The organism is Mariprofundus erugo, from assembly GCF_005818865.1.
In the GTDB taxonomy this organism is placed as follows: domain Bacteria; phylum Pseudomonadota; class Zetaproteobacteria; order Mariprofundales; family Mariprofundaceae; genus Mariprofundus; species Mariprofundus erugo.
Genome location: NZ_VBRY01000003.1, coordinates 255,149 through 281,752 on the forward strand (window position 1 = coordinate 255,149; position 26,604 = coordinate 281,752).

Genomic DNA, 26,604 nt, shown 5'->3' on the forward strand with positions numbered 1-26,604 from the left:
GCCATGTCTGCAGCATGGCGTGATTGCCTTCGCCCGGCGTCTGGCCTCTGTGCCAACGGATGCTTTTTCACCATGCAGATCGCAGGCTGATGTTTTGATTGCATCGGATGTGACGATGGTCACTTCGGCCCTGTGACGGTGGCGCCATTATTCGCGCATCAGGGCAGGGCAACCCTTGTCATGCTGCTGTCACGCTGCTTTTGCAGCCTGCGCGGCAAAATTCAGGCTACATGGAGACCTATATATGGCGATTCATCAGACAATCAGTAACTATCTGGATGCAGTTGAAAAGAGCGCCGGCATTGAAGCCCGCAGCGCAACCGAGCTTGAGTATCGTGGCGGCAGAAGCTTTTTTCTCAAGCGTTCGGATGATCGTCACGGCCAGATTGTGGATATGGGCAATCTGACTCTGATGACCCGGCAGCTGCAGGCTGCGGCCTGACCGGTCGTAGCTGACTTACTGGCATCCTGCCAGTGAGTCAGTGCTTCCAAAGCGTCAGTCGTCCTTCGTTCCGGTTGCCGGCGAGGATGGCTCGAACTCAGTGCTCAGGTGCGAGCCATCGCAATAAGGCTTGGCCCCTGATGCACCGCAGCGGCAAAAGGCCGCGTTGTTTAATTTGCAGCCGCTGCTCTGATCTGCACCGATCAGGGTGAATGGCCCGTCGATCAGCAGAGGTCCGTTGGGGATACTGTGAATTTGCAGCGGCCCGCGCGCTTCAGCCTGAGTCGTCTCAGTGGAGGGCTGGCTGACAACGCCGGCATCGGTAAAGTGACTCTGACGGTGGCTGTTGTCGCACCATGGCATCAGGCGGGATTGGCCACAGCGGCAGAAGGCCGCCCGCCGCGCCTGCTCATGCTGGCCATTCACCACCATGTCGGCATGAACATAGAGCGGGCCATTGGCAATCACCTGAACCGTATGGCCCGTTTGCTCCGGTTGCATGATTTCACCCGTCTGTTTGTGGATACAGCGCAGGGCTCCGGTAGGGCAGGCGGCACAGGTAAGTGCAACCATGCTCGCTGCTGCGCCGTCCGGGTGAACCCAGCGTCCGCTACGGCGGGTATCGAATACCTCCGGCAGCCCATGCGTACAGTCACCGGTATGGATACAGCGGCCGGGTTCAAATTCGACAATAACCTCGTTTCCTTCGTAACGGTGAATGCGTCCCATGATGGTCAGTCCACAAACGGGCCATGTTGCATAATCGGTTGATGGTGCGGGCTGCCGAAACACCACATCAGGCGGCAGTCCGTTGTGGCAGCCATGGTTGCAAGCCGCATATCCTCGATGAATGCGGCATCACCACTATGCAGGGCAACGTCATCGTTGAGCAAAGCCTCGCCCTCAACCATATAGATAAAACCACGGAAGGATTCCGCAATCGTACGCTCAAACCGCTGCCCTGCACCGATGCGAATTTCAAGGTAGTCGACGCCGGTATGCAGGGAGATCGCTCCTCCTTCACCTGCAATGGTGCGAATGGTGACGCCTGCATCATGCGTTTCGGGAATCTCCTCCGCTTCAACCTGCTGATAGGCTGGCGGAATCCCTTTTAACTGGCGGGGGAGGTTGATCCAGAGCTGAATACCGTGCGCCCGCCCTTCAGGGAATTCGGAGTGCACAATGCCGGAGCCTGCCGTGAAGCACTGGGCTCCGCCGGCATGGATGGTGCCGCTGTTGCCCAGATTGTCGGCATGGCGCATGCCGCCCGCAAACAGGTAGGTGATCGCTTCAAAACCGCGATGCGGGTGGGCGGGAAAGCCACCGCCGGTAATATCAAAATCATCCCACAGGACGAACGGATCAAAGTTTCTCATCCCGGCCAGTGGCATCACTCTTTTCACGGTGACGCCATCACCTTCGGGAACACGTACTGCCTGTTTTACAGTGATCATATCAGCTCCTCAGGTTAACTCTTGCTCTCATGGATCGGCATGTGGCTACATAATCATGTGGGTAATGACCCAGGCGATTGCACCGAAGACCAGTGATGCGGCGGTTAGCCAGGCAAACCACTCCACGCCCCAGGCGAAAATGGCCCAGGCTGTCAGCATACTGAGAACGAATACCGTTTTATTGATCATGGAACCACTGTACCAGCGGATGTCGAGAACCATGGAGAAGTATTGCGGTGCCATGGCGCCGGCAACGGTGACGAAAACAATCACCGAGAAGATGAATGCCTCCATGCGCTCCATCCAGTTTTTATTGTTTTTGCGATCGGCATAGCGATTGACCACGATGGCAAAGATGACAAATAACACCAGCCATATGATTGAAACCAACTCTGAACCTTTCAAATCATTCCCCCTCAACCATGGATTCTCATCCGCCTGACAGCAGCATACTCTGCAAACAGGCCAGAGCACACAAATACTGCCGCCCTGCATCGGCGGATGCCAACCTCGAAAGCGAAAACAGGCGTATGTGTCCCTTATTTGATCGCTGCAATCAGCTTCTCATCGCCCAGTATGCCTAAACCGATGCCCAGCGCGACAGCCTGATGCCAGCTGGCAACCGGAAGGCTCTCCTGGGCCATCGATATCAGAACTGCAAAACCGATCACCAGCAGCGTTAACAGCATCGGTAGTCGCTCAATCAGTAACAGGCCGGCAAAGCGGCGGAGTCGGGGGAAGAACCCGCGAACCTCTGTCATGGCAGCGCCAATCTCCTGCCTGTCACGGGTCGTCACTTTGACGGTATAGCCGAGAAAAACACCGAACAGGCCGGCGAGAAGGTAATAGCCGATGGTGGTGGTATAGCGCAGCCGGATCTCCTGACTGGCGTGTCCGTCTGTGCTGCTGCCATCGTCATGTTCGATGCGATAGGCATAGTTGAAGGCAAATGTTTTCTTATCCCGTGTTGAATAATATGAACGTTTATCACCGGTTTCCGGCATGCCGTTGCTGTCGGGCGGATAGACGGTAAACGGGATGATCATGCTGTTTTTATCCAGTACGGCAACATGTGCGATATCCCGGATGCCGGTGCACTCTGCGACCGGATGTGTTGCCGTTGTATCGGCGCTCAGGCGCTCCGGTTTTGCATGTTCGGTTGCGGTGACTCCGGGAATAAGTACGACCTCCATGCAAAATCCTTGCGGATAGATCGGGGCAATGCTCATTGCACTCAGCTTTGCATCGGTGGTTACTTTGACAAGCAGTTGAAAGGTGTGCGATTTCTCAATCTCTTTATCCGGCGCGATAATTTCGAACGAGGGGGCGGCAATCACCGAAGCCGTAGCGGAGAGCAGCATCAGGGCCAGTATGATCACTGTACGTAACGGGGTCGACATGGGGCCTCCCTGAAAGGCGGCTCAGGCCTTTTGGCCTGCGGTTATTTGCCGCAAGCGGGCAGAAACAACAGCGGGCGAGCGTTCTGATTATAGGCGCGATGACACCTCAAATCAAAAACGCCCGCCCACGGTTGTCAGCAAGGGGCTGAACAGGCGATTTCCCTGCTTATGAGACCACTGTTTCAGGCAAATCCTCGTCCGGATTTTTCTTGCGATCCTCGGCATGGTCAGCCGCAATCAGCATATAGACGGCCGGTACGACAAACAGGGTGAAGAGGGTGCCGATGGCAATACCGCTTGAGATGACCAGACCGAGATTGAAGCGTGCCGCAGCGCCGGCACCGGAGGCGATGAGCAGAGGCAGCACACCGAGCACCATGGCTGCTGTGGTCATCAGGATCGGGCGCAGTCGGATACCGGCCGCAATCTCAATGGCTTCCCGCTTGGATTTACCCATGCGCTGCTGATTGTTGGCAAACTCGACGATAAGAATGCCGTGTTTACTGATCAGTCCCATCAGCGTCACCAGTCCCACCTGGGTGTAGATATTCATGGTTGCGCCACCGATCCCGAGGCTGATGAAAATCAGGGCGCCGGCAATCGACATCGGTACCGATACCAGAATGATCAGCGGGTCACGGAAGCTTTCAAACTGGGCCGCAAGAGCGAGGAAGATGATAACCAGCGCAAAGGCGAAGGTGAGCATGAAGCCGTTGGACTCCTTCATGAACTGACGAGACTGGCCGGCATAATCGATCGAGTAGCCCTGGGGCAGGGTGCTGTCCGCCAGCCCTTTAAGAAAGGCAAGGGCGTCGCCCATGGTGACGCCGGGCAGCATGACCCCCTGCACCGTGGTGGCGTTCAGCTGTTGAAAATGGTTCAGCGTTTCCGGCACGGTCGCCGTCGATATGTGGGCGATGGTGGATAGCGGTACTGCGGTGCCATTGGCTGTACGCAGATAATAGTTAAGCAGCTGATCGGTATTCAGTCGCTCGCCCTGTTCAACCTGCGGAATGACCTTGTAGGAGCGGCCGGCAAGGCTGAAATAGTTCACGTAGCCACCGCCGAGCATGGAGGAGAGAGCATCACCGACATCCTTCATCGAGATGCCCAGCTGGGCGGCCTTGTCACGGTCGATTTCAACGGTGGCCTGGGTCTGGTCGATTTTCAGGTTGTCATCCAGAAATGCGAACATGCCACTCTTGAGGGCATCCTGCATGAATCCTTGCGATACCTCATGCAGGCGATCGAAAGAGTCGGTGGTGCCGATGACAAACTGGATGGGCAGTCCGAAGCTGCCGGGCAGCGATGGGCGCTGGAAGGCGACCGTACGCAGGCCTGCAATCTGGCCAAGCTCCTGTTGTACCACCGGCTGCAGGTCGGAAGGCGTTTTTTCACGCTCATCCCATGGCTTGAATACCATGCCCGAGATAATGCGGCCGGGCATATCAAGCTGAAAGACATGATCTGTTTCCGGATGGGCGGCGAAAATCTTGTAAATCTCGTTTGAATAGAGATTGCGCTGCTGGAGGGTGGAGTTGGGAGCCGCGTTGGAGGAGGAGATGATGACGCCCTGATCCTCTTGCGGAGCGAGCTCCTGCTTGGATGTGTTGTAAAGAAAATAGATGCTGATCAGCACCAGCGCCGCGAACACGGTGGTCACCGGCAGGTAGCTCAGGGTGCCGTGCAGCAGGCGGGTATAGATCCGGCGCAGAATCTCCAGGCGGTTGTCGATATTGTCGACAAGGCGTGCCTCAAGACCACTGCGGTCGCCTGTATGTGCCTTGAACAGCTTGGCGCACATGACCGGGGAGAGGGTCAGGGCGATAATGGCCGACATGGTGACGGCACCGACCAGAGTGAAGGCAAATTCGGCAAACAGCGCACCGGTCAGGCCCCCCTGGAAGCCGATGGGTACATAGACCGAAATCAGAACGATGGTCATGGCGATAATCGGCCCGGCCAGCTCGCGGGCGGCAAGAATGGCTGCGGCTGTCGGTTTCAGTCCCTCTTCAAGATGGCGGTTCACATTTTCCACGACGATGATGGCGTCATCGACTACCAGTCCAATGGCCAGAACCAGCGCCAGCAATGTCAGCAGGTTGACCGAAAATCCGAACATCAGCATCATCAGAAAAGTGCCGATCAGCGACAGCGGAATGGCGATCACCGGTATCAGCACCGAGCGGGGAGAGCCGAGGAAGATGAAAACCACGAACGTAATGACCAGCAGTGCTTCAAAGAGTGTATGTGTCACTTCGCTGATAGCACTGTTGACGAACTTGGTGGAGTCGTAAACGATTTTACCCTGAATCCCGTCAGGCAGCTGGGCCTGAATGCCGGGGAATACATCGCGCACACCCTGAATGACGTTGAGCAGGTTGGCCGTAGGTGCCACCTGAATGCCGATATAAACCGCCTTGTTGCCATCAAAGGCAACCTGCGAATCGTAGTTTTCCGAGCCCAGGGTGACATTGGCGACATCTTCAAGGCGGACAATGGCACCGTTGCTCTGTTTGACGATCAGTTTGCGGAACTCTTCGACCGAGTGCAGGCTGGTTGAAGCGGTCAGGTTGATCTGAACCATCTGGCCTTTGGTGTTACCAAGGCCGGAGAGATAATCATTATTGCTCAGGGCTGTGCGGATATCAGCGGCGGTCAGGCCGTAGGAGGCCAGTTTTTCCGGGTCCAGCCAGGCGCGCAGGGCGAACTGCTTGGCCCCCAGCAATTCGGCAGTCTGTACACCGTCGACCGATTGCAAGCGTGGCTGAACGACGCGAACCAGATAGTCGGTAATGCTGTTCGGGGAGACGACAGAGCTGGAAAAGCCGATATACATCGCATCAATGGTCTGGCCGATTTTCACCGTGATGACCGGGCGTTGCGACTCCGGTGGCAGCTGATTCAGCACAGAACTGATCTTGGCGCTGATTTCTGTCATGGCCTTGTTGGAGTCGTAGTTCAGCTTCAGGTTGGCATCAATGGAGCTGTTGCTGGTCGTGCTCGTCGATGTCATATAATCAATGCCGGTTGCCTGGGCGATGGCATTTTCAAGCGGTGTGGTAATAAAGCCTGCGACCAGGGCCGGATCGGCACCGTAATAGGTGGTGCTGACGGTGATCGTGGCATTTTCAGTGCGTGGAAACTCCAGTACAGGCAATGTGGTCAGTGAACGCAGGCCCAGCAGCAACAGCATCATGCTGATGACGGTGGCCATCACCGGCCGGCGTATGAAAAAATCGGTAAATTTCATGGCTATTTTTCACTGACCTTCGGATCCGGTGAGTTGGCCGGTTGAATGCTGTTGTTGATGGCAACAGGCGAACCGTTGCGCAGCTTGATCTGTCCGGCGGTGACCACCTGATCACCCTCTTTCACCCCGTTGAGGATGGCGACCTGATCGCCGCGCGTATTGCCGGTGGTGACGAATATCTGCTTGGCAATCAGCATCGGTTTACCCTGTTTGTCGCTGGCCCCCTGCTCGACCACAAAGACAAGATTGCCATACGGGTTATAGGCGATACTGCTTTGCGGCAGGGTGATCAGCTGCTGAGGTGCTGCTGTATTGATATTCACACTGGCGTACATACCGGGCAGCAGTCGTTTTTCCCGGTTATCAAGGCGGGCGCGGACGGTGACGTTACGGGTAAGAGGGTCGATCTGGGGCTCAATGACCTCGATCGTGCCGGGAAAGGTCTGTTCCGGCCATGCATCGGTGGTCGCCAGTACCTTCTGGCCCACCTCAATGGAGGCGAGCGCCTGCTGTGGCAGGCGGAAATCGAGATAGATCGGGTCCAGAGACTGCAGGGTGACGATGACGGTACCTGCGCTCAGATATTGGCCGAGATCAACCTTGCGGATACCAAGCTTGCCGTCAAAGGGGGCCCGGATCATTTTACGGTCGACCTGAGCCTGCTGTTCGGCCACATTGGCAAGTGCCTGTTTCAGGTTTGCCTCATCCGTATCCAGCTGCTGCTGGCTGATGGCGTGGACCTTCAGCTGTGCCTGATCGCGCTGGAAGGTGGTTTTGGCCAGTGCCGCTGCCGCCGCCAGTGAGTGCAGGCGGGCAAGATCACTGCCGGCATCGAGTTCAAGCAACAGATCGCCGGCTTTCACCTCTTCGCCCTGATTGAAATGGATGGCCGAGACGATACCGGCAATCTCCGGGCTGAGGTCGGCGCCGCGCATGGCGGTGACAGTCCCAACAGCCTTGAGCGATGGTTGCCATGGCTGATAGCCGGCGGTGATGGTCGATACCGTCTGCAGCGGGATGCCGCGAGATGCCATCATCTTGCCCATCATCATGCCGCTGTAAGCCTTGTATCCGAATATGCCACCGAAAATAATGCCTGTCGCAACAAGCATAATGATCATTCGTTTTATCATTGCGTATATCTCCGTTTACCTTTGCGGACTGATTGTTGCCGGAATGGCAAACCATCAGCATCTGCCTTATGAGCCGCTCTGCTCCGTACTGACCGTTTCATCCGGACGATTCCACCAGCCGCCGCCAAGTGCCTGAAACAGTGCCGCAGTGTCGGCGTAGCGGCTTGCACTGGCCTGAACGAGTGCAATGCGTGCCTGTTCATAGGCCCGCTGCGCATCCAGTAGTACCAGATTGTCGATAGCGCCGGCATTGAGCTGTTCCCGGGCGAGACTCAGCTGGCGGGCGGCGGCCTCTGCAGCATTGTTCTGGGCCTGCAGTGCATCGGCATCGGCCTGCAGTGAGCGCAGTACATCGGCCACATTGCGAAAGGCGGTTAATACCGTGCTTTGATACTGGGCGGTGGCCTTTTGATAGCCGGCGACGGCAGCCCGGCGGTTATGAATGGCACTGCCGCCATGAATAACCGGCTGCAACAGATTACCACCCAGACTCCACACGCCCGAGGCCGGGGTGAACAGGCTGCCGGCAGTGGTGGCGACGGTACCATAACTGCTGCTGATGCTCAGTTTGGGAAAGAAATTGGCGGTGGCAACGCCGACTGCGGCACTCGCCTTGTGCAGCTGGGCCTCGGCAGCACGGATGTCGGGCCTTTGTCTGACCAGCGTGGATGGGAGGCTGACCGGCAGCTGTTCAGGTAATTTCAGCTCTGCAAGATCGAATGTTTCGCCGCTGTCCTGATCAGGGAAGCGACCGGCCAGGGCCGAGAGCTGATTGCGTATCAGGGCCAGCTGTTTGTTCAGTGGCGGCAGAGTGGCACGTGTCTGGGCCAGGTGCGTTTTATGGGCGAGCAGATCGGTCATCGATGAGGCGCCGAGATCAAAGCGGTGCTGCAGCAGCGCCAGCTGTTGTTCCTCTGCCTCGATGATCTCCTGCGTGGCGGCAATGCGACCGCGCAGTGATGCCTCTTCAATGGCGGCAGTCACCACATTGGCAGCGACCGTCAAACGGGCTGCTTCCAGCTGGAAACGGGCTGTTTCCGCCTCGGCATCCATGGCCTCGACGCTTCTGCGATCGCCACCGAACAGATCGAATACATAGGCAACGTCGACTGAAGCGTTAAACAGACTGAAGCTGCTTGAGCCTGCGGCCGGATTGCCGAACTGGGCACCGTTGATCTTTTTGCGGCTGATTGCGCCATTGGTATCGACAGACGGGAAATAGACACCCTGTGCTGTCAGGCTGTTTTCGCGGGCCTGCAGCAATGCTGCCCGGGCCGCTTCAAGGTCCGGGTTTTTTTTCAGCGCTTCATCGACCAGCTGATCGAGAGCGGGTGCGTGAAACAGCGTCCACCACATGGCCGGAGTATCAGAGCCTGTTTCAAACGATTGCGCAGCCCCTGCGGCCATGGCGGTTGATGCCGTTTGTTTGGCAAGCGGCTCGGCTGTATAGCCTGATACGGCCGGTGGTTCGGGGCGCTGGAAATCGGGTCCGACGCTGCAGCCGGCAAGCATCAGCCCGAGCAGCAGCGTCAGTCTGTTACCATATTTGTTATCATATTTTCCGGATGTCAGACGGTGGTGTGGAGCGGGTTGGATCATCATGAGGTGTAACTGTGCATGCAAAGGGTTCCCAATGTCCACTCTCGCAGCATTGCCACAACAGGATCAGGGTTACTGGCGATGACCGGCAGCAGTGGCCAGTAGTGCTCAAGCGTCGGGTGGGCATGCCTTCCACCGGGCAGTAGCCAGGGATTGGCCAGCGTTTCCGGATCGCGTGTGGCGATGGCTTTATCCAGTGCCTGCATAAAGGTGGCGGCCCATTCTGCTGCATCACCCTGAGCAGCATGAAAATCAATGTCGTGCAAATTATGGGTCAGGTTTCCCGAGCCGATGATCAGCACCCCGTCATCCCGCAATTGCGATAATGACGCACCCAGCCGGAGGTAGTCCTCTCCCTGCCAGCCCCGGACAAGCGAGAGCTGAAACAGCGGAATGGTCATCTCCGGCCAGATACGACGCAAGGGGGCCCAGACACCGTGATCAAACGGATGCTCGTTCTTTTCGGTCACCGTGATCCCTGCCTTTGCCAGCCGGTCGCGAAGCCAGGGCGCCTGCTGCGTGCCTCCGGCAACGGACCAGCGAATGGCATAAAGCACATCGGGGAATCCGTAAAAGTCGTGCTCGATCATCGGTGTTTCCGTATCGCCAGCCAGTGTCAGTTGTGACTCTGTCCAGTGCGCCGAGATGCACAGGATGGCTTTGGGCGGGGAATGCAGCCGTTCCGGCAGAGCTTGCCAGAAACGGCTGAAGGTGTTGTCACCCAGCGTGTGAAACGGAGCTCCGTGGGCGAGAAACCATGCCGGCTGCCTCATGCCGGCTGGCTTTCCAGGGCCGGATAATCGGTGTAACCATGCGCATCACCGCCGTAGAGTGTGGTTTGGTCGACGGGGTTGAGCGGCGCATCCTGACGGAATCGTTCAGGCAGATCCGGGTTGGCCAGAAACGGGATGCCATAGGCGATCAGGTCGGCCTGGCCTGTGGCAATGGCATGGTCACCACGTTGTTTGTCGTAACCGCCGTTGGCGATATAGCAGCCGGCAAAGTGACGGCGGATCTCCTGCATATCGACACGCTGATCACTGTCGCCGGTCATGGTGACTTCGACCATGTGCAGATAGGCTGGTTGCAGGGCCGAGAGGGCGCTGGCGACATGATTGAACAGGGCTTGCGGATCGGAGTCCTGCATATCATTGAAGCCATTGACCGGCGAGATGCGAATGCCGACCTTGCCGGCACCGATTTCATCGCATACCGCTTTTGTCACCTCCAGCAGCAGACGGGCCCGGTTTTCGATAGAGCCGCCGTAGATATCCTGCCGTTTGTTGCTGCCATCGCGCAGAAACTGATCGAGCAGATAGCCATTGGCGGCATGGATCTCCACGCCATCAAAGCCGGCATCCACAGCCATGGCTGCAGCATGACGGTACTGCTCGATAATGCCGGGAATCTCCTGTTCTGTGAGTGCCCGTGGTGTGACAAAGTCTTTCAGCCCCTCTGCAGTGAATGCCTGACCGGCAGGCTTGATTGCACTGGGGGCAACGGGAAGCTCACCGCCATGAAAGACGGGGTGGGAGATGCGCCCGCAGTGCCATAGCTGCACAAAAATATGACTGCCTTTGGCATGCACCGCATCGGTGATGGTGCGCCAGCCGGCGACCTGTGAATCAAGGTAAATGCCCGGGGTGGCAGGGTAGCCAACGGCCTGTTCGGAGATCTGGGCACCTTCGGTGATGATCAGGCCGGCACCGGCACGCTGTGTGTAGTACTCGCTCATCAGCGCGGTAGGGATGGTGGCCGGTGCGCGATTGCGCGTCATCGGCGCCATCACCATGCGATTACCCAGAGTATGTTCTCCCAGTGGGAAGTTGGAAAACAGATTTGTCATATTTTTTACATCCTTGTGGTTGATGGTAAGTGGCTTTGTTTATGAGCGTCTTTTCAGCATGCAGAACAGCGCTTTGGGAGCCTCGCTGCAGAGCGTCGGGCCAAAGTGACTGTTGCTGATGTCGATGATGTCAAAACCGGCAGCAAAGAAGCCCCGGATGTCGGCCTCGTCATAACGGCCGGGAGGGCCGATTTCGCTGAGTTCTGATTTATGAAAACATTTGAGCAGCAGGATGGCGCCCGGTTTCATCAGGCGCCGGATGGTCTCAAGGTAGGTCTGCCTGTTTTCCTGGTCGGCAAAACAGTGGAATACGCCGCGATCGACCACCAGGTCAAATGGCCCGCTCAGTGTGCTCTCAAGCAGGTTATCAACGTGAAACTCGATGCATACCCCTTCTGCTTCGGCCAGGCTTCTGGCGGCCTCGATGGCACTCCATGATACATCGCTGGCGGTGACCTGAAAGCCACGCTGTGCCAGTGCGACCGCTTGCGTGCCCGGGCCGCAGCCAAGATCAAGAGCGGCACCATCCGTCAGCGCGAGTGCGTCGATGCCCCGGGCGATATCGTCATCAAGGCCGGTATGAAACCAGGGCAGCTGTTCGACAGCTGTTTCCTGATAGCGGGCCTCCCAGCCTGCAGCCTGAGGCGGAGCATAGGGGGTGCCCCATACGCCGTGATGGACGAGCTCGGAGAGTGGCTTGCGAGCTCTGGCGGCATGTTCGATCGACTGCAGCTCCGCTTCCAGCGTTGTACTGTCGCCGGCATGGCCAAGAGCGGTGACGCTCATGATATGCAGGGGTTCGGGAATCTGCAGCGCTGTTCTAAGGCTGGCCGCATCAAAGCCTCCCATCTGATGGCAGCAGAGACCGAGCGACTCCGCCTGCAGGCAGAGACTGATGGCGGCCTGTCCCGCATCATATTCGGCCCAGCGATTTTCAAGTCCGTTGTGGGCGAAGAGAGGGTCACACACGGTGACGATCAGAACCGGCGCGTGCTGTGCCCAATGGCGGTTTTTAGGCGCAAGCGTTGCCAGCAACTGCTGCCACGATGGCTCATCGCGAAAGCGGTCGGCCACAATAAAGCGCCATGGCTGAGCTCCGAAGCATGATGGGGCCCAGCGCGCGGCCTCAAGGCAGGCAGCGACCTGTTCGGGGGTTACAGCTTTTTCAGCGGCAAAGGAGCGGCTGCTCCAGCGCCTGGCCAGCAGTCGTTCGATCGGTGCCTGTACGTTCATCCGTTGTTGGGCCATCTGAACTCCTTTGTAGATGATGCATCAAATTGGGTGGTTGTGAGCCGGTGCTGCTAAGGAGATGCGGATTTATTGCCCTCCATGGCTCGCTCGGAAGCGCCGACACATCAGCGCTTCCCTGACGTCGCCCCCGGATGCGAGGGCGACGTTAGCATGGTATCTGTTTACTGGCGGACGCCTTCGATGGAGAGGAAGAGTTCCACATTTTCAGCAACCGGACCGAGCATGGCTGCCTTCTTCATGTTGTAATCGGAGAGGTGCAGTGTGGTATGTCCCTCGAAACCGCGACGGTAGCCACCCCATGGATCATTGCCGGTGCCGATCTGCTCCACATTGATATCGATCTTCTTGCTGATGCCGTGAAGATTCAGGGTGCCGTGAATGATGCCGCTCTCCTTGCCGGTTGGCTCATAGGAGCTGCTTTCGAATGTGGCTACAGGAAAATGCTCGACGTCGAAAAAGTCGGCGCTTCTCAGGTGTTTATTGCGCTCGGCATGGTTGGTGTCGAGGCTGGCTGTTTCAATGCTGACATCGACGCGGTTGTTTTCAGGGTGCTGTTCGTCATAGGTGAATTTGCCATCGAAGGTGCGGAATGAGCCCAGCAGCCAGCTGTAGCCCAGATGTTTGATTTTAAACTCGATGAAAGCGTGTTGTCCCTTGATATCAAAGTTATAATGTTCTGCGGCCTGGGCCGGCAGCGCGGCGGCTACGGTGATCAGTGCGGTTGCAAGCAGGTGTTTCAATTTCATGGTTTTTCTCCTTTTGTGTTGTGATACATGGCGGGATCGATGGTGTAAACCATTGATTTTGTGGGTGAAGGCAATGTCGGTGCTTGCCTTTGTATGGTGTTCGCTGGCAGGGGGCATTGAGTCATCAGCGTCCGAACATACGCAGTAGCGTGTTGTCCCTGTCGATAAAGTGGTGCTTGAGTGCAGCGCCGGCATGCAGCACGGTCAGGCCGATGATGGCCCATGCACCAAGGCGGTGGATGGTGCCGATCAGATCCGCCTGCTGCCTGTCGAATGTCAGTGTGGCAGGAATTGTGAACCAGCCGAACAGATCAATGCCGGTACCCTCCGCTGTCGGGATCAGGTAACCCGAGCACATGACGATGAACATCAGCACATAGTGCAGCCGGTGTACGGCCAGTGCGACCAGCTGCTCCCACCACTGTCCGGCCAGTGCGGGGCGTGTATTGATCAGCCGCCAGCCGAAGCGGACGATGAGCATCAGCATCAGCAGCATGCCGATGCTTTTGTGCAGCTCCGGTGCATCATGATACCAGCGGTCATAGTAGGTCAGGCTGGTCATCCATACCCCCAGTGCGAACATGGCAATGATCGCAATCGCCATCAGCCAGTGCAGTGCGATACTCGGCCAGCCGTATGATGTTGCTGTATTGCGGAACATGTGAATGCGCACTCCTTGGGGTGATGCCGATTGATTACCCTGCGGGCAAACATCAGCTCGCTCGGGTAAAAGCGATTTTTTCTTCACTTGCAAATCAGCAGGCTGTGCGCCCGGTTTGACGCGCTGCCCGACCCATGGGGCAATGATGGTGACATAGACGATTGATAAAAAGCATAAAAAATCGATAGACTTGATTGATTAAATGAATCATTCATCATGCGTCGATGACGCTTGATCAGTTAAGGGCCTTATGTGCCGTGGTAGAGCAGGGGGGCTTTCATGCCGCCTCCCAAGCGCTGTTTCGCAGCCAGTCGGCGATCAGTATTGCGATCAGGAATCTTGAGCAGGAGCTCGGCCTTTCATTATTTGATCGCAACGGTTACCGGCCGGTGCTGACCCCTGAGGGGCAGGTCCTTTATGGCAAGGCGAGGAGTATTCTCGCCCGCAGTGAAGAGATGGCCAGCATTGCCAGTCACTTTGCCCGCGGTGAAGAGACGGAGATTTCACTGGCCATGAGTGCGATTGCGCCGGTTGAGCAGGTGCTCGAAGTGATCCGGGCTGTTTCGCTCCGGGCTCCGGCGACAAGGATGAGTCTGCAGGTGGAAAATATGGGGGGGACCCTTGAGCGCCTGCAGGAGAAGGCGGTCAACTTTGCGATTGCCGAGCAGTTTGTGCCCGTCGATGGCGTTGAGCAGGTGCGCCTGACGTCGACCGAAATGGTGGCTGTGATTTCACCATCATTTTCGCTGGCTCACCGCTATCCGCGCATGACGCTGGCGGATCTTGAGTCCTGCGTGCAGGTGGTGGTGCGTGATACCAGTCGCCGTTTGCCAAAACAGACGGCCGGTGTGCTTGCCGGTGCGCCACAGTGGCTGGTCAACGATTTTGATATGAAAAAACGGATGATTATGTCGGGTGCCGGATGGGGGCGAATGCCGCGTCACCGTGTCAACGAGGAGCTTGCCGATGGCCGGTTGCTGGCTCTCGCCGGTAAGGGGCTGGATGCCATGAAAATCGATATGTATCTGTTTCGCCGCCTCGATGAGCCGATGGGGCCGGTGGGGGAGTCGTTGTGGCAGCTGCTGCAACAGTGCAAATATTGACGGGGTAGAAAAACAAAAGAGCCCCGGGGAGGGACCGGAGCTCTTTGCTTCTGCTTCAAAACTGGGTCCGGAGGGGATCAGGGAGGGAGGAGGTCCGCCCCGGACATGGCGAACGTTACGGGGCTGGCTGTGAGGCTTCCGTGAATCACTCATGAAAATGTATTCATGCGCAGAAGAAGCGCTTCCTCGGATAACTGCGGGGAACGGTTTGGTGTCGATTGCAAACAGATGATTGACCCACCGGCAGGAGATTACAGAATAGCTGATTCATCCGGGATCAGGGGAGGGCAGCTTTGATGGCTGTTCAGGCCGCAGTCGCCATGTTTCTTCTGAGTGAATGGGATGCCAGGGAGTCTTGATGTTTAATCGTTTGAGCGAGAAGCTGGGAGATATTGCGCACAAGCTGCGTGGTTCCGCCCGCATTTCCGAATCTGATCTTGATGCCACCTTGCGTGAGATGCGTATGGCGTTGCTGGAGGCCGATGTGGCCCTGCCGGTGGTGCGTCACCTGATGGAAGAGGTGCGTGAGCAGGCGCTGGGAGCCGAGGTGGCCCGCAGTCTGCAGCCGGGTCAGGTCATTATTAAAATTCTGCATGATGTGCTTGCCGATCTTCTCGGTGGTCAGCGGCGTGACCTTGATCTGAGCAAGATCCCGTCAGTGATTCTTCTTTGCGGTTTGCAGGGTGCCGGTAAAACGACAACGGCAGGTAAACTTGCCAGGCTGCTTGTGGCACAGGGGAAAAAGGTAGCCCTGACCAGTGTGGACGCAACCCGTCCTGCGGCACGTGAACAGCTGCAGGTGCTGGCCGGTCAGGTGGATGTGCCATACATCGCCGGTGTCGGTCAGACGGCTGCGGCCATGGCCCGTTCGGCGATCAATGAAGCCGGTCGCAGCGGTTGTCATGTATTGATTCTGGATACAGCCGGCCGTCAGGTGGTGGACGATGCCCTGATGGCGGAGATCCGCGAAGTGGCCGAGGCGGTCAAGGCCAGCGAGCGCCTGCTGGTGCTCGATTCGATGACCGGTCAGACGGCGCTGCCGATTGCCGAACAGTTCCATGCGGCTGTGACCATGACCGGCTGCATTCTTACCAAGACCGATGCGGATGTGCGCGGTGGTGCGGCGCTCTCTGTGGCGCGCAGTACCGGTGTACCGGTGCGCTATGTCGGTACCGGCGAAAAAATTGAAGCCTTTGAGGTGTTTGATCCAAGGCGTATGGCCGGCCGTATTCTCGGTCAGGGCGACGTGGTGGGGCTGGTTGAGAAGATCCAGTCAACGGTGGATCATGCCCAGGCCCAGAAGGCTGCGGACAAACTCAAAAAGGGACAGTTTGATCTGGGCGATTTCGCCGAGCAGCTTGGCCAGATGCAGAATATGGGCGGCATGGCCGGTATGCTGAAGATGTTGCCGGGTGTGAAGCTGCCGCAGGAAGCGCTGGCTCAGATGGATGACAAACCGATCAAGCGTATGCAGGCGATGGTCTATTCGATGACATTGAAAGAGCGTCGCTATCCGAAAATCATCAATGGCAGTCGCAAGAAGCGTATTGCGGCCGGTTCCGGTACCACGGTGCAGGAGCTGAACCAGATGCTCAAGCAGTTTGCCCAGATGCAGAAGATGATGAAGAAGATGAAAGGCTCCAAGGGGCGCCGGATGATGGCGCAGCTGGCCGGCCGCTTCGGTGGTATGGGCGGCGGTATGCCACCGGGCATGCCACCGAAGAAGTAGGTCCGCCGGGGGCTACAGGGCGACGAGCAGGGCGCCGGCAGCGATCAGTGCAATACCGATCCAGTTGCCGGTGCTCAGCTGCTCACTGAGAAAGAGGACGCCGAAGATGGCGACCAGCACCACGCTCAGTTTGTCGATCGGTGCGACCTGCGAGGCATTGCCCAGTTTCAGGGCGCGGAAATAGCACAGCCATGAGGCACCGGTGGCAAGACCTGACAGGGTAAGAAAGAGCAGGGTTTTAGCTGAGAGCTCCTGCAGCGGCTGGAACTGATGCGTCGTCCAGACAATCAGTGCAAGTACCAGCAGCACAATTACCGTGCGCAGCAGTGTGGCAAAGTCGGCATTGATATCGCTGACACCCACCTTGGCAAAGATCGCTGTCAGTGCGGCAAACAGGGCCGACAGAAGCGCCCAGAATTGCCATGAATCAAGAAAGTTCGGATACATTGTTTACTCCCGCACGCTGATAAGCTGAGAGCGGATGTCGCTGCGATCTGGTGGTGTCAGGCAAGGAGCATCCGCGCTGGCTGTCTGCCGCCGCTTATGCGTCGCTGTCGCCGATTTCCAGTACCAGTTTCCCCGTCATGGAGCCGGCCTCGATCAGCTGGTGGGCTTTGGCCGCCTGCTCCAGCGGCAGCGTCTCTGAAACAAAAACGGAAAGTTTACGCTCATCAAAGAGCTGGGCGCACTGTTCAAGAATATCGCCCTGATAAGCCAGTGCCTCATCCATCTGCATGACGGCTGGGGTTAGCATCAGCTCCTGCGATACGCGGATATTGCGCATGCGAATGGTTTTCCAGTCGGTATCTTCCGGCACCTGCAGGATCGTCACGATATCGCCATATACGCGTGTGGCGGTGACCAGCTGGTTGAAACTCTGGCCGCCGACGGTGTCAAATGCGACATCCACACCGGTGCCATCCGTCCAGGCGAGCAAGGCTTCTGTCACCTGCTGCTCACGATAGTTGATGATCAGGTCGGCACCGAGCTGGCGTACGAATTCTGCCTTTTCATCCGAGCTGACGCTGGTGGCCACACTGCAGCCGGCCAGCTTTGCCAGCTGGATCGCCACATGGCCGACGCCACCGGCACCGGCGCCAATGTAGATCTTCTGGCCAGCTTGCAGGCGGGCGCGATCAAACAGCGATTCCCATGCGGTAATCAGTACCAGCGGTGCGCCTGCGGCGTCGGTGAAGTCGAGGCAGTCCGGCTTTTGGGCGGCACAGATTTCCGGTATGGCGATGTATTCAGCGTAGTTGCCGGCAGACTGGCCGCCGCGCTGCTGACCCAGCCCGCCATAGCAGTAGTAAACGGCATCGCCCGGTTCAAAGCGGCTGACATTTTCACCGGTTGCCTCAACGATGCCGGCACCGTCACAGCCGAGAATGGCCGGGGCGCTGCCAAAATAGAGGCCGCGGCTGCGCAGCTTGGTGTCCACCGGATTGACGCCGGCAGCCATGATGCGGATGAGCAGGTCATCCGGCCCACAGGTGGGGAGGGTGGTTTCACCGGGGGTCAGCACATCTGCTTCGCCGGTGGTATTCATCATCACTGCACGCATCGTTCACTCCTGATTGAAAGGTGCCATTTCAGCACAGTTCCCCCCATCTGAAAAGTCGTTACAGTTTTACCACCCCGGCGTATCATGCCGGTGGCCGCAGCCATGCGGATGAACCATCCGGAAGGGAAGCAACGACATGAGTACCGATGTGCGAAAAATCCAGATCTATGATACCACCCTGCGCGACGGGGCGCAGTCGGCCGGTATTCATTTCTCGGCCGAGGACAAAAAGCGTATTGCGCGCCGGCTGGCTTCATTCGGTATGGACTGGATTGAAGGCGGGTGGCCGGGGGCCAGTCCTACGGATGATCATTTCTTCGAATTGATGCGTGGCCGGGAGTGGACGCGCAGTAAACTGGTGGCATTCGGTTCCACCGCCCGTCCGGGCCATGCCGCCAGTGAGGATGCCGGGCTTGCCCGCCTGATTGCCAGTGGTGCGGATGCCGCCTGTATCTTTGGCAAAAGCTGGGATCTGCATGTCACCAGAGGGCTGGGCATTGAACTTGAGGACAACCTGGAGCTGGTCAGGGAATCAGTGCGCTGGCTGAAGCAGCATATGGCTGTGGTGATGTTTGATGCCGAACACTTTTTTGACGGCTTCCGGGCCAATGAGGTGTATGCCATGCAGGTGCTTGATGCTGCGGCAGAAGCCGGAGCCGATGCATTAATCCTCTGTGATACCAATGGTGGTTCGCTGCCCGAGCAGGTGGCGAGCTGTGTGCGGCAGGTGGTGGTCCGCTATCCGCAGCTCTCGATTGGTATCCATGCCCATAATGACTCGGAGATGGCTGTGGCCAACACCATTGCGGCTGTCAGCGCCGGTGCCAGCCATGTGCAGGGGACGGTGAACGGTATCGGTGAGCGTTGCGGTAATGCCAACCTGATTTCGGTGATTCCGGCTCTGATCCTGAAGATGGGACTTGCCTGCGGTATTGATGCGGATGGTTTAAAGCGGCTCCGCCGCCTCTCTGTTTTTGTTAATGAGATGGCCAACCAGCTGCCATGGCAGCATCAGCCCTATGTCGGCCAGAATGCCTTTGCCCACAAGGGCGGGATTCATGTCTCGGCAATCCGCAAGGAGAGTCGTCTGTATGAACATATTGACCCTGCCAGTGTCGGTAATGTGCAGCGGGTGCTTGTCTCCAATCAGGCTGGTCGCAGTAATATTCTGGCCAAGCTGAAGCAGCTGGAGCTGGATGCGGATATCGTGGTCGATAATGAGGCCATGGCGCGTGTGGTGCAGTCGATCAAGGAGATGGAGGCGATCGGTTATGCCTTTGAGGGGGCGGATGCCTCTTTTCAGCTGCTGCTGCGGCGGGCAACCGGCCACTTCAAACGCCATTTTGAACTGGTGCGTTTCAGGGTCTATGATGAGAAACGCGGCCACAACGATGCGCCTGAATCGGAGGCGACGGTTCAGGTTCGGGTGGATGGAAGGCTTCAGCATACGGCGGCACTGGGAATCGGACCGGTCAATGCGATGGATCGGGCACTGCGAGCGGCACTGGTGGGAGCCTATCCGGGACTTGAGCAGATGCGCCTGACCGACTTCAAGGTGCGGGTGCTTTCAACCCGCGATGCCACCGAGGCGGCTGTGCGGGTGTTGATCGAATCATCCGACGGCGTGCGCAAGTGGAATACGGTTGGCGTTTCGACCGATGTGCTGGAGGCGACCTATCGCGCATTGAATGATGCCATCGAGTACAAGCTGGTACTGGAGGATCAGGTGGCCAGGGAGCATGAGGCACAGCGGCTGCCCGAGGTGCATGTCTGAGCGATCGGACGGGGGCTGATTTTTGCCGGGATGGCAATAAATCAGCATCTTCTTAAGGAGGCGATGATGTGTCGGTGCTTCCGAGCGAGCCATGGACGGCTCGCCAAATCAGACGCGTAAGTGTTTGATTTGTAAGTAAAGACAAAACCACGTTTTTGTCTTTGCGAACTGATTTTTGCCGGGATGGCAATAAATCAGCATCTTCTTAAGGAGGTACAGATGGAGCCATCACTGGTGAATAGTCACTGTGTGCCATGCCATAGTGATATGCCGGCCATGACGATGGCGGAGGCTACGGCTCTGCTGGCGGATGTGCCCGGCTGGGAGTTGCTTGATTTCGGTCGCAAGCTCAGGCGAACCTTTACCTTCCACAATTTTATGCTGGCCCAGTCGTTCGCTGTAGAGACCGGTAATCTGTGTGAGAGCGAAAATCATCATCCCGATATCAGTTATGGCTGGGGCTATTGCACCGTGGTGTTTTATACCCACAAGATCGGCGGACTGCATCGCAACGACTTTGTTATGGCTGCCAGGGTCAATGCATTGAGGATGCCCTGACCGGAAAGCTGGCATGGCAGGCAAGGATACTCTGATGTATTCAGGGTATCCTTTGAACCGTTGATGGTTGCGCTCGATGTGCCGGGGAGGTTACAGGCCCAGCCCGAAGAAGCCGCCCTCTTTGGCCGGTTCTGTTGTGGTCGGGTTTGTGGACTGCGTCTCTTCTGTTGGCGCCGTACCGGTACGGAATGCCTCCAGCGAGATATCCTTGCTGTCAGGGCCCGGCAGTAAACCGCTGTCGGTATCGATGGTGACCCACTCAATACCCTGTGGTGGCGTAAAGCTCTTTTTCTCCCTCTCCTGATGGAATGCCTGCATGGCGGCAAGCCAGGTGGGGAGGGCGGCATGGGCACCGGTTTCCGAACGGCCCATCGGTGTGGGGCTGTCGCGGCCTGTCCAGACACCGGTCAGAACCTGCGGTGTATAGCCCATAAACCAGGCATCGACCTGCTTGTTGGTGGTGCCGGTTTTGCCGGCGGCCGGTCGCTTCAGGGCCAGCGCACGACGGCCCGTACCGTGCTCAATGACCCCCTCCATCATATGGGTGATTAAGAAGGCGTTGACCGGATCGACTGTCTGTTCGGCCGGTCGCATGGATTCATTGACCGCCATGACAGGGTCGGCATGGCATATCTGGCAGCGATGGCCGGCCACTGCCCTGAACAGGGTTTTGCCGGTGCGATCCTGTACCTGCTGCACGGCAACCGGCTTCCAGCGCTGGCCGCCACTGGCCAGTACCGCATAAGACTCGGTCAGCTCTTCAGGCGTAACCTCGGTGGCTCCCAGGGCCAGGGCCAGCTGTGCGGGGAAGTTGCGCTGAAACGGGTAGGCCTGCAGATCGTTGAGGAAACGTTGTACGCCGATGTTCTGCAGTACCTTGATGGAGGCGAGGTTCCGTGAGTGCTCCAGTGCATTGCGCAGGGTGACGGGGCCGGCGAACTTGTCCTTGTAGTTTTCAGGACGCCAGTAGTCATCGTTGCTCTGCCCCTCGAATACCAGCGGGGTATCCATGACGATGGAGGCAGGGGTATAGCCGCTGGCCAGCGCCGAGGTGTAGAGGAACGGTTTAAAGGCACTGCCCGGCTGGCGCTGTGCCTGCCGGACGCGATCAAAACCGCCAATCTGGTAGTCAAAGCCGCCGACACGGGCCAGTACGGTGCCGCGCTCCAGGTCAATGGCGTAGAGGGCCGATTCGATGGATGGATCCTGAGTCAGGCGGACGCCACTCTTGCCATCGCCCTGCAGTCGAATTTCGTCGCCGGCAATCCACTGGCGGGGACGTTGCTGCAGTGTCGCCAGTGTGGCCTCACTGGCCCCTTCCTCTTTATAGTCTGCGATGGTTTTCCAGTTCCATTTCGGTTTGCTCAGTCGCCATTTTCTGAAACCGTCGTTGACGTGCAGATCACCGTTCTTATCCACACTTTCAACGAGTGCGGGAAACAGATTGTCTTCGCCCAGTGACGGGGCGGTGTTGCCGGCAGCACTGCGCCACTCTTTCAGCAGGGCGTCCCATTCGGATTTGGCATGGGAGACGGGATAGCGGTAAAACTGGCGGCGCTCGACATCCAGAACCCCGCTGCGCAGGGCGCTGACGGCGGCACGCTCCGCCTCGATATCATAGGGGACGATGATGGTCAGTCCCTGCCGGCGCAGGGTCTCTTCTCCGAAACGCTGGACCAGCTCGTGATAGACCTGATCGGCATAGGCATTGGCAAGCTTCGTCTCTTCCAGCGGGGAGATACGCATCGGCTCGGCGATGGCCTGAGCGACGGCCTGCTTATCCACCATGCCGAGATCGCGCATCATCTGCAGAATGGTATTGCGGCGCTGCAGGGCCTTTTCAGGGTTGATATGCGGCGCATATTTGCCGGGCGCCTTCGGCAGGCCGGCAAGTACCGCACACTCGGCCAGCGTCAGCTCCCTGAGCGGTTTGTGAAAGTAGCGCCAGGCGGCAGAGGCCACGCCATATGAGCCGCGGCCAAGGTAAATCTGGTTCAGGTAAAGGTAGAGGATGTCCTCTTTTGAAAAGGCCTGCTCAATGCGATAGGAGAGGATCGCTTCACGAATTTTACGTGTGTAGGAGCGCTCACTGCTTAGCAGAAAGTTTTTTGCCACCTGCTGGGTGATGGTCGAGCCACCCTGGATGGTGTGACCGGCACTGAGGTTGGCCATGGCGGCCGACAGGATACGGGCCGGATTGATGCCCGGATGCTCATAGAACTGCTGATCCTCTGCCGCCAGGAAGGCGCTGATCAGCTGTTTGGGTATTTCATCAAACGGGGTGATAATACGGTGTTCGTCGGCATATTCGGCCAGCAGCTCACCTTTGGTGTTATAGACACGGGTGACAAGGGGAGGCTGATATTCGGAGAGGGCCGAAAGTGCCGGCAGGTTGCTGGAGAAAACCATATAGCCTATCGTCAGCCCCATGGCTGCCAGCAGGCTCAAGGAGATGGCGATTTTCGCGATAAGGAAAAAGATGCGCATGTATCCGAATCCAACCGTAAATGACGTGGACAGGCAAGCTGCAGCATCCGCCTTTGCGGTTGCGCCGGCGTCTGCGCGCGGTTTTACGCTGCTGGAGGTCATGATTGTCATCATGATTATCGGTGTGATGGCGGCGGTTGCGGTGCCTGCTTACTCCACCTGGCGGGCGAATCAGGCGGTCAGCAGTGCGCAGCAGACGCTGCTTGCCCAGCTCAAGCAGGCACGGGTGCTGGCGGTTTCCGAAAACAGAAGCGTCAGCGTGACGTTTACCTCTACATCCTATACCTTTGATGCGAATATGAGCGGAACATGTGATGTGTGCAGGAATGAGCAGGTGAATCTGGGCCGTTTCGCCGGCAACCTGACGCTTTCGCCGACGACGACCCGCACATTCTCCAGTCGTGGCACCGCCAATTCAGGCACCATTACGTTGACTGCCGGCAGCAGCAGTCGTGATATCACCATCAATGTCATTGGCCGGGCCTATTAGTATGCGCGCGAAGCAGCAGGGCTTTACCCTGATTGAGATACTGATCGCACTGGTGGTGGTATCGGTCGGCGTGCTGGCGCTGAGCAAGTTTACCGTCTCCATTATGGGCAGTGGTCAGGTTTCCGGTGAGCGATTGACGGCCGTCCATCTTGCCGAACAGGTGCTGGAGCAGTGGCAGCATGATGCCAATGATTTTGCACCGCTGATCTCATCTGCTTGCGGTCTTACTGCTGCCGCATCCCAGCCTGCCTATCCGCGTACTTCCGTTTGTACCCCGACAACCGGTGTGGCGGTCAGTTATACCGTGGTGGTGAATCAGTCGGTCGCCACCGGTCCGTTGCCGGCCAGTCTGTCAACGATGGGGACATTTACCTCGCACGGTTTTCTCAGTACGCCGAGAACCCGACTGGTGACGGTCAGCTGGAGCCATAAAGGGATTACCCGCATGATCTATCTGACCCACCTGTCGCAGGCGCAATGATGATGGCGCTGAATCACGGTCGCCTGCGGGGGGGCGAAGAAGGCTTTACGCTGATTGAGCTGATGATCAGCATGGCGATGGGGCTGGTGATTATTGCCGGCCTTGCATCGGTCTTTATCACCAATAGCAAGGTGACCTCGTCGGTAAGCTCGCGTACCGAGCGTATGGGAGATCTCTATCTCGCCTCCCAGCTGATGCAGTCGGGTTTGCGCGAGTCATTGAATGTGCCCAGTGCGACGAATCCCATACTGACGGATCTGGCCAGTCGCGGGGTGACGCCTCCGACGGGCTATCCGGCCAGCAATGCCACCTTCACTTCGCTGCCCTACTGGGATGCAACCAGTAAAACCCTGACCTATCAGAATATGGAGGGGCATGTCGGTATTTTTCAGTATCAGCGTCCGAGTACCAACTGTCCGGCGAACGGGGCCGGATGTATCTTCTGGCTGCGACCGCTGGCTGCCGCCGACTCCGGTTCGGCAACATTTCAGGAGATGATGCGTGATCTGTCGACGACAAACGGGCTGATCGTTTCCGCATCGGCGACGGCCGGTGTGAGTGTGACGCTGCAGGCCAGTTACATGAACGAACAGCATCAGAGCAGTGTGCTGTCACTGGGGTTCAAGATATGGCCGAGAAACTAGGACGCAGATACCGGCCCGGAGTCGGCGGGGCTGAGCGTGGCTTTGTGCTGGTGACGGCACTGGTGATGCTGGGATTGCTGACGCTGATGTCGCTGGCGATGTTTTACTCATCGCGCATTGCTTCCCAGACCAGCAGCACGGCCCAGAGCTCCACCGAAGCCTATTACTATGCCGAAACGGCTGTTCATTATATCGCCTGGGCGCTGGCCAATGATGCCGAATTTGATAACCACAGCTATACGGGCAGCTACGTGGCCGCCCCCTTCGGTGAGCCGCTGACGCCGGCCAATGCCGCTATGGTCGGTGATTTTATGGAGTGGAGCGCCTATTTGTGGAATCCCGGACCGACCGCGATCAGCGATACCTCGACTGCAGGTACTGCAGGGCAGGTGATGTACTTTGATAATTCACCGATGGGCAGTCGCACGATCTGCATGCAAAGTGCGGCAAGCTTTGCCAACTGCATTGATGTGACAGTGGATCCTGCCAATCGCGCCGCACCGACGATGAACCGGATCAGTGCATCACTGCCGCGCTATATCCGCTTGGATATCGCAGCCGATGGCTCGATTACGCCCTCGATTCCGGCGCTTCCGCATCATGCCATCCCGGTGGTCGGGCAGGATATTCCGCTCAATGGTGCCATTCTCTGGCTCACGGCCGGAGATCCGAACAATCCCAATCACGATATTGAAATTTTCCCGCTTGATCCGCTCAACGCCTATGGCGGTCTGGCTGCCACGGCCTGTGTCGGCGGTGCATTACCGGGTTGCCCGTGTGATTCAGGCCTGGCCTCTTTTGCCACCGCTCAGGCCTGCGATGCCAATACCGGAGCATGGCTGCCAACCTACCGGATTGTTGCCTATGCCATCGGTTATGTGAATGGCAAACCCAGCCACCTGTTGCGCTCGGTTGTTCAGTAACGCCGGTTGTGCGTCTGACGCACAGCCCGGGTGTGACAGCTGCTGATCCGTTTGTTTCTGTGCTATGTTCGCCTGCAGGTTGTGATTGCTATTAAAGCTTGCGTGAGCACTGCCGATAGATGTTGCTGACAGGTGTATCTCCATGCGTTCACCGTTCCCGGTCGGGAGAAACATGTGACGCACGATACATACCTGCAGCGGTTACACGGATAAACTGGCTCCGGCCGGAATCAATTGAAGGAGATGCATATGAAAACAAATACACTGTTTACAGGTGTGCTGGCGGTGATGTTCGCTGTTTCATTTGCTGCATCCTCTGCCCTGGCAGAAGGTGATAGCAACTATAGCAGTTACAATACCAGCAGCAAAGACAGCAGCAGTTCCACGACCAGCAGTTCGGAGACAAAAGACAGCAGCAGCTCCGGCAATGATAAGGCAACCATCTGCCATAACGGCCACAGCATCACCATCTCCACCTCTGCCGTCAGTGCCCATATGGCTCACGGCGACCAGATGGGGACATGTGTACCGATGAGCTGTCAGTGTGCGGCAGCGGCAACAGCGGCTGACAATGCCGGCAAGGCGGACAGTGCCTATAGTGCCGCCCAGCACTCCAAGAGCACGGCGGATGATAACTACGCCAAAGCAGACAAGGCCTACAACGATGCGCTGCAAACCAAGGACAGCAAGGATGACCAGGAAGCCAAAAATGCCCGCGATGCGGCTTATGCCGAGGCCAGCAAGGCTGATTCCGAGTTCAACAGTGCCCGCGATAACAAGACCACAGCCGACAAGTATCAGGCGGATGTGACAACCGCAGTCAGCGGTGCCCCCTGCACCTGTTCGGATGGCAGCAGCGGCTTCTGGGGTGATGCCTCAACTGGCACACCGGTGACACCTGGCGGCATGGGTGCCACTGCACCGGAAGCGCTTCGTGAAATCTATGGTAACTGAAACAGCAGCATAAACATGCGGTTGGCTGCAAAGCAGAAAATAGCGCCCTTTTACGGGGCGCTATTTTTTTGTCGCACGTACAGTCAGCCGCTATGGTCCGCCAACACGGGCGCGC

25 protein-coding genes are annotated in these 26,604 nt (G+C 57.5%); 10 read left to right on the forward strand and 15 right to left on the reverse strand.

Features of this window, described 5'->3' with window-relative positions; translation table 11 throughout:
* The first annotated feature begins 244 nt into the window (after positions 1-244).
* Positions 245-442 carry a hypothetical protein gene (locus FEF65_RS04680; RefSeq protein ID WP_138238626.1) on the forward strand — a complete coding sequence of 66 codons (198 nt, stop codon included), beginning with the start codon at positions 245-247 and terminating at the stop codon, positions 440-442.
* Between the two features lie 54 nt (positions 443-496).
* Here FEF65_RS04680 and FEF65_RS04685 read toward each other — a convergent pair whose 3' ends face one another.
* The 12 genes from FEF65_RS04685 to FEF65_RS04740 form a co-directional block, all read right to left on the reverse strand.
* Positions 497-1,171: a CDGSH iron-sulfur domain-containing protein gene (locus FEF65_RS04685; protein ID WP_138238627.1), complete on the reverse strand. Its 675-nt coding sequence runs from the start codon at positions 1,169-1,171 to the stop codon at positions 497-499.
* 5 nt (positions 1,172-1,176) lie between these two features.
* The gene (locus FEF65_RS04690) at positions 1,177-1,896 is read right to left on the reverse strand and encodes a pirin family protein (RefSeq protein ID WP_138238628.1); all 720 of its coding nucleotides are present in this window, start codon (positions 1,894-1,896) and stop codon (positions 1,177-1,179) included.
* A 45-nt stretch (positions 1,897-1,941) separates the two neighbouring features.
* A complete protein-coding gene (locus FEF65_RS04695) occupies positions 1,942-2,265 on the reverse strand; it encodes a hypothetical protein (protein ID WP_161595177.1) in 324 nt (107 codons plus the stop codon).
* Between the two features lie 170 nt (positions 2,266-2,435).
* A complete protein-coding gene (locus FEF65_RS04700; RefSeq protein ID WP_138238630.1) occupies positions 2,436-3,296 on the reverse strand; it encodes a hypothetical protein in 861 nt (286 codons plus the stop codon).
* Between the two features lie 166 nt (positions 3,297-3,462).
* The gene (locus FEF65_RS04705) at positions 3,463-6,549 is read right to left on the reverse strand and encodes an efflux RND transporter permease subunit (protein WP_138238631.1); all 3,087 of its coding nucleotides are present in this window, start codon (positions 6,547-6,549) and stop codon (positions 3,463-3,465) included.
* Positions 6,550-6,551: 2 nt separating this feature from the next.
* Positions 6,552-7,682, reverse strand: coding sequence for an efflux RND transporter periplasmic adaptor subunit (locus FEF65_RS04710; protein ID WP_138238632.1), 1,131 nt, complete (start codon positions 7,680-7,682; stop codon positions 6,552-6,554).
* Between the two features lie 66 nt (positions 7,683-7,748).
* On the reverse strand, positions 7,749-9,281 hold the full coding sequence (locus tag FEF65_RS04715; RefSeq protein ID WP_138238691.1) for an efflux transporter outer membrane subunit: 1,533 nt from the start codon (positions 9,279-9,281) through the stop codon (positions 7,749-7,751).
* Entirely contained in the window at positions 9,281-10,054 is a 774-nt protein-coding gene (locus tag FEF65_RS04720) for a DODA-type extradiol aromatic ring-opening family dioxygenase (RefSeq protein WP_138238633.1), read from the reverse strand. The genes FEF65_RS04715 and FEF65_RS04720 overlap by 1 nt, the downstream gene beginning before the upstream one ends.
* Entirely contained in the window at positions 10,051-11,127 is a 1,077-nt protein-coding gene (locus FEF65_RS04725; protein WP_138238634.1) for an alkene reductase, read from the reverse strand. Before FEF65_RS04725 ends, FEF65_RS04720 begins: the two co-directional genes overlap by 4 nt.
* Positions 11,128-11,166: 39 nt before the next feature.
* Positions 11,167-12,375, reverse strand: coding sequence for a nitroreductase family protein (locus FEF65_RS04730; RefSeq protein WP_138238635.1), 1,209 nt, complete (start codon positions 12,373-12,375; stop codon positions 11,167-11,169).
* A gap of 164 nt (positions 12,376-12,539) precedes the next feature.
* Entirely contained in the window at positions 12,540-13,124 is a 585-nt protein-coding gene (locus tag FEF65_RS04735; RefSeq protein ID WP_138238636.1) for a YceI family protein, read from the reverse strand.
* Between the two features lie 124 nt (positions 13,125-13,248).
* Complete coding sequence (locus FEF65_RS04740; protein ID WP_138238637.1) at positions 13,249-13,785, reverse strand: cytochrome b; 537 nt, start codon at positions 13,783-13,785, stop codon at positions 13,249-13,251.
* A gap of 224 nt (positions 13,786-14,009) precedes the next feature.
* On the opposite strand from FEF65_RS04740, the gene FEF65_RS04745 reads away from it, so the two are divergent.
* Both FEF65_RS04745 and ffh read left to right on the forward strand, forming a co-directional pair.
* Positions 14,010-14,888 carry a LysR family transcriptional regulator gene (locus tag FEF65_RS04745; RefSeq protein ID WP_138238638.1) on the forward strand — a complete coding sequence of 293 codons (879 nt, stop codon included), beginning with the start codon at positions 14,010-14,012 and terminating at the stop codon, positions 14,886-14,888.
* 358 nt (positions 14,889-15,246) lie between these two features.
* Positions 15,247-16,617, forward strand: a complete 1,371-nt coding sequence (gene ffh, locus FEF65_RS04750) for a signal recognition particle protein (RefSeq protein WP_138238639.1) — start codon at positions 15,247-15,249, stop codon at positions 16,615-16,617.
* 12 nt (positions 16,618-16,629) lie between these two features.
* Here the strand turns inward: ffh and FEF65_RS04755 are convergent, their stop codons facing one another.
* Both FEF65_RS04755 and FEF65_RS04760 read right to left on the reverse strand, forming a co-directional pair.
* Positions 16,630-17,064, reverse strand: coding sequence for an EamA family transporter (locus tag FEF65_RS04755; protein ID WP_138238640.1), 435 nt, complete (start codon positions 17,062-17,064; stop codon positions 16,630-16,632).
* 94 nt (positions 17,065-17,158) lie between these two features.
* On the reverse strand, positions 17,159-18,178 hold the full coding sequence (locus FEF65_RS04760; protein ID WP_138238641.1) for a zinc-binding dehydrogenase: 1,020 nt from the start codon (positions 18,176-18,178) through the stop codon (positions 17,159-17,161).
* 136 nt (positions 18,179-18,314) lie between these two features.
* Here FEF65_RS04760 and cimA point away from each other — a divergent pair, with 136 nt between their 5' ends.
* Both cimA and FEF65_RS04770 read left to right on the forward strand, forming a co-directional pair.
* On the forward strand, positions 18,315-19,952 hold the full coding sequence (gene cimA, locus FEF65_RS04765; RefSeq protein WP_138238642.1) for a citramalate synthase: 1,638 nt from the start codon (positions 18,315-18,317) through the stop codon (positions 19,950-19,952).
* A 183-nt stretch (positions 19,953-20,135) separates the two neighbouring features.
* Positions 20,136-20,510 carry a 4a-hydroxytetrahydrobiopterin dehydratase gene (locus FEF65_RS04770; protein WP_238701182.1) on the forward strand — a complete coding sequence of 125 codons (375 nt, stop codon included), beginning with the start codon at positions 20,136-20,138 and terminating at the stop codon, positions 20,508-20,510.
* 90 nt (positions 20,511-20,600) lie between these two features.
* Here the strand turns inward: FEF65_RS04770 and FEF65_RS04775 are convergent, their stop codons facing one another.
* On the reverse strand, positions 20,601-22,940 hold the full coding sequence (locus tag FEF65_RS04775) for a penicillin-binding protein 1A (RefSeq protein ID WP_238701183.1): 2,340 nt from the start codon (positions 22,938-22,940) through the stop codon (positions 20,601-20,603).
* Between FEF65_RS04775 and FEF65_RS04780 the strand changes: the two genes are divergently transcribed.
* The 5 genes from FEF65_RS04780 to FEF65_RS04800 all read left to right on the forward strand — a co-directional run bounded on the left by FEF65_RS04780 (position 22,939) and on the right by FEF65_RS04800 (position 26,489).
* On the forward strand, positions 22,939-23,487 hold the full coding sequence (locus FEF65_RS04780) for a GspH/FimT family pseudopilin (RefSeq protein WP_138238644.1): 549 nt from the start codon (positions 22,939-22,941) through the stop codon (positions 23,485-23,487). The two genes, FEF65_RS04775 and FEF65_RS04780, sit on opposite strands and share 2 nt — an antisense overlap.
* A gap of 1 nt (position 23,488) precedes the next feature.
* A complete protein-coding gene (locus tag FEF65_RS04785) occupies positions 23,489-23,968 on the forward strand; it encodes a type IV pilus modification PilV family protein (protein ID WP_238701184.1) in 480 nt (159 codons plus the stop codon).
* A complete protein-coding gene (locus FEF65_RS04790) occupies positions 23,968-24,612 on the forward strand; it encodes a PilW family protein (protein WP_238701185.1) in 645 nt (214 codons plus the stop codon). The genes FEF65_RS04785 and FEF65_RS04790 overlap by 1 nt, the downstream gene beginning before the upstream one ends.
* The gene (locus FEF65_RS04795) at positions 24,597-25,535 is read left to right on the forward strand and encodes a hypothetical protein (RefSeq protein ID WP_138238646.1); all 939 of its coding nucleotides are present in this window, start codon (positions 24,597-24,599) and stop codon (positions 25,533-25,535) included. The genes FEF65_RS04790 and FEF65_RS04795 overlap by 16 nt, the downstream gene beginning before the upstream one ends.
* Before the next feature lie 249 nt (positions 25,536-25,784).
* Entirely contained in the window at positions 25,785-26,489 is a 705-nt protein-coding gene (locus tag FEF65_RS04800; protein ID WP_138238647.1) for a hypothetical protein, read from the forward strand.
* The last annotated feature ends 115 nt before the right edge of the window (positions 26,490-26,604 follow it).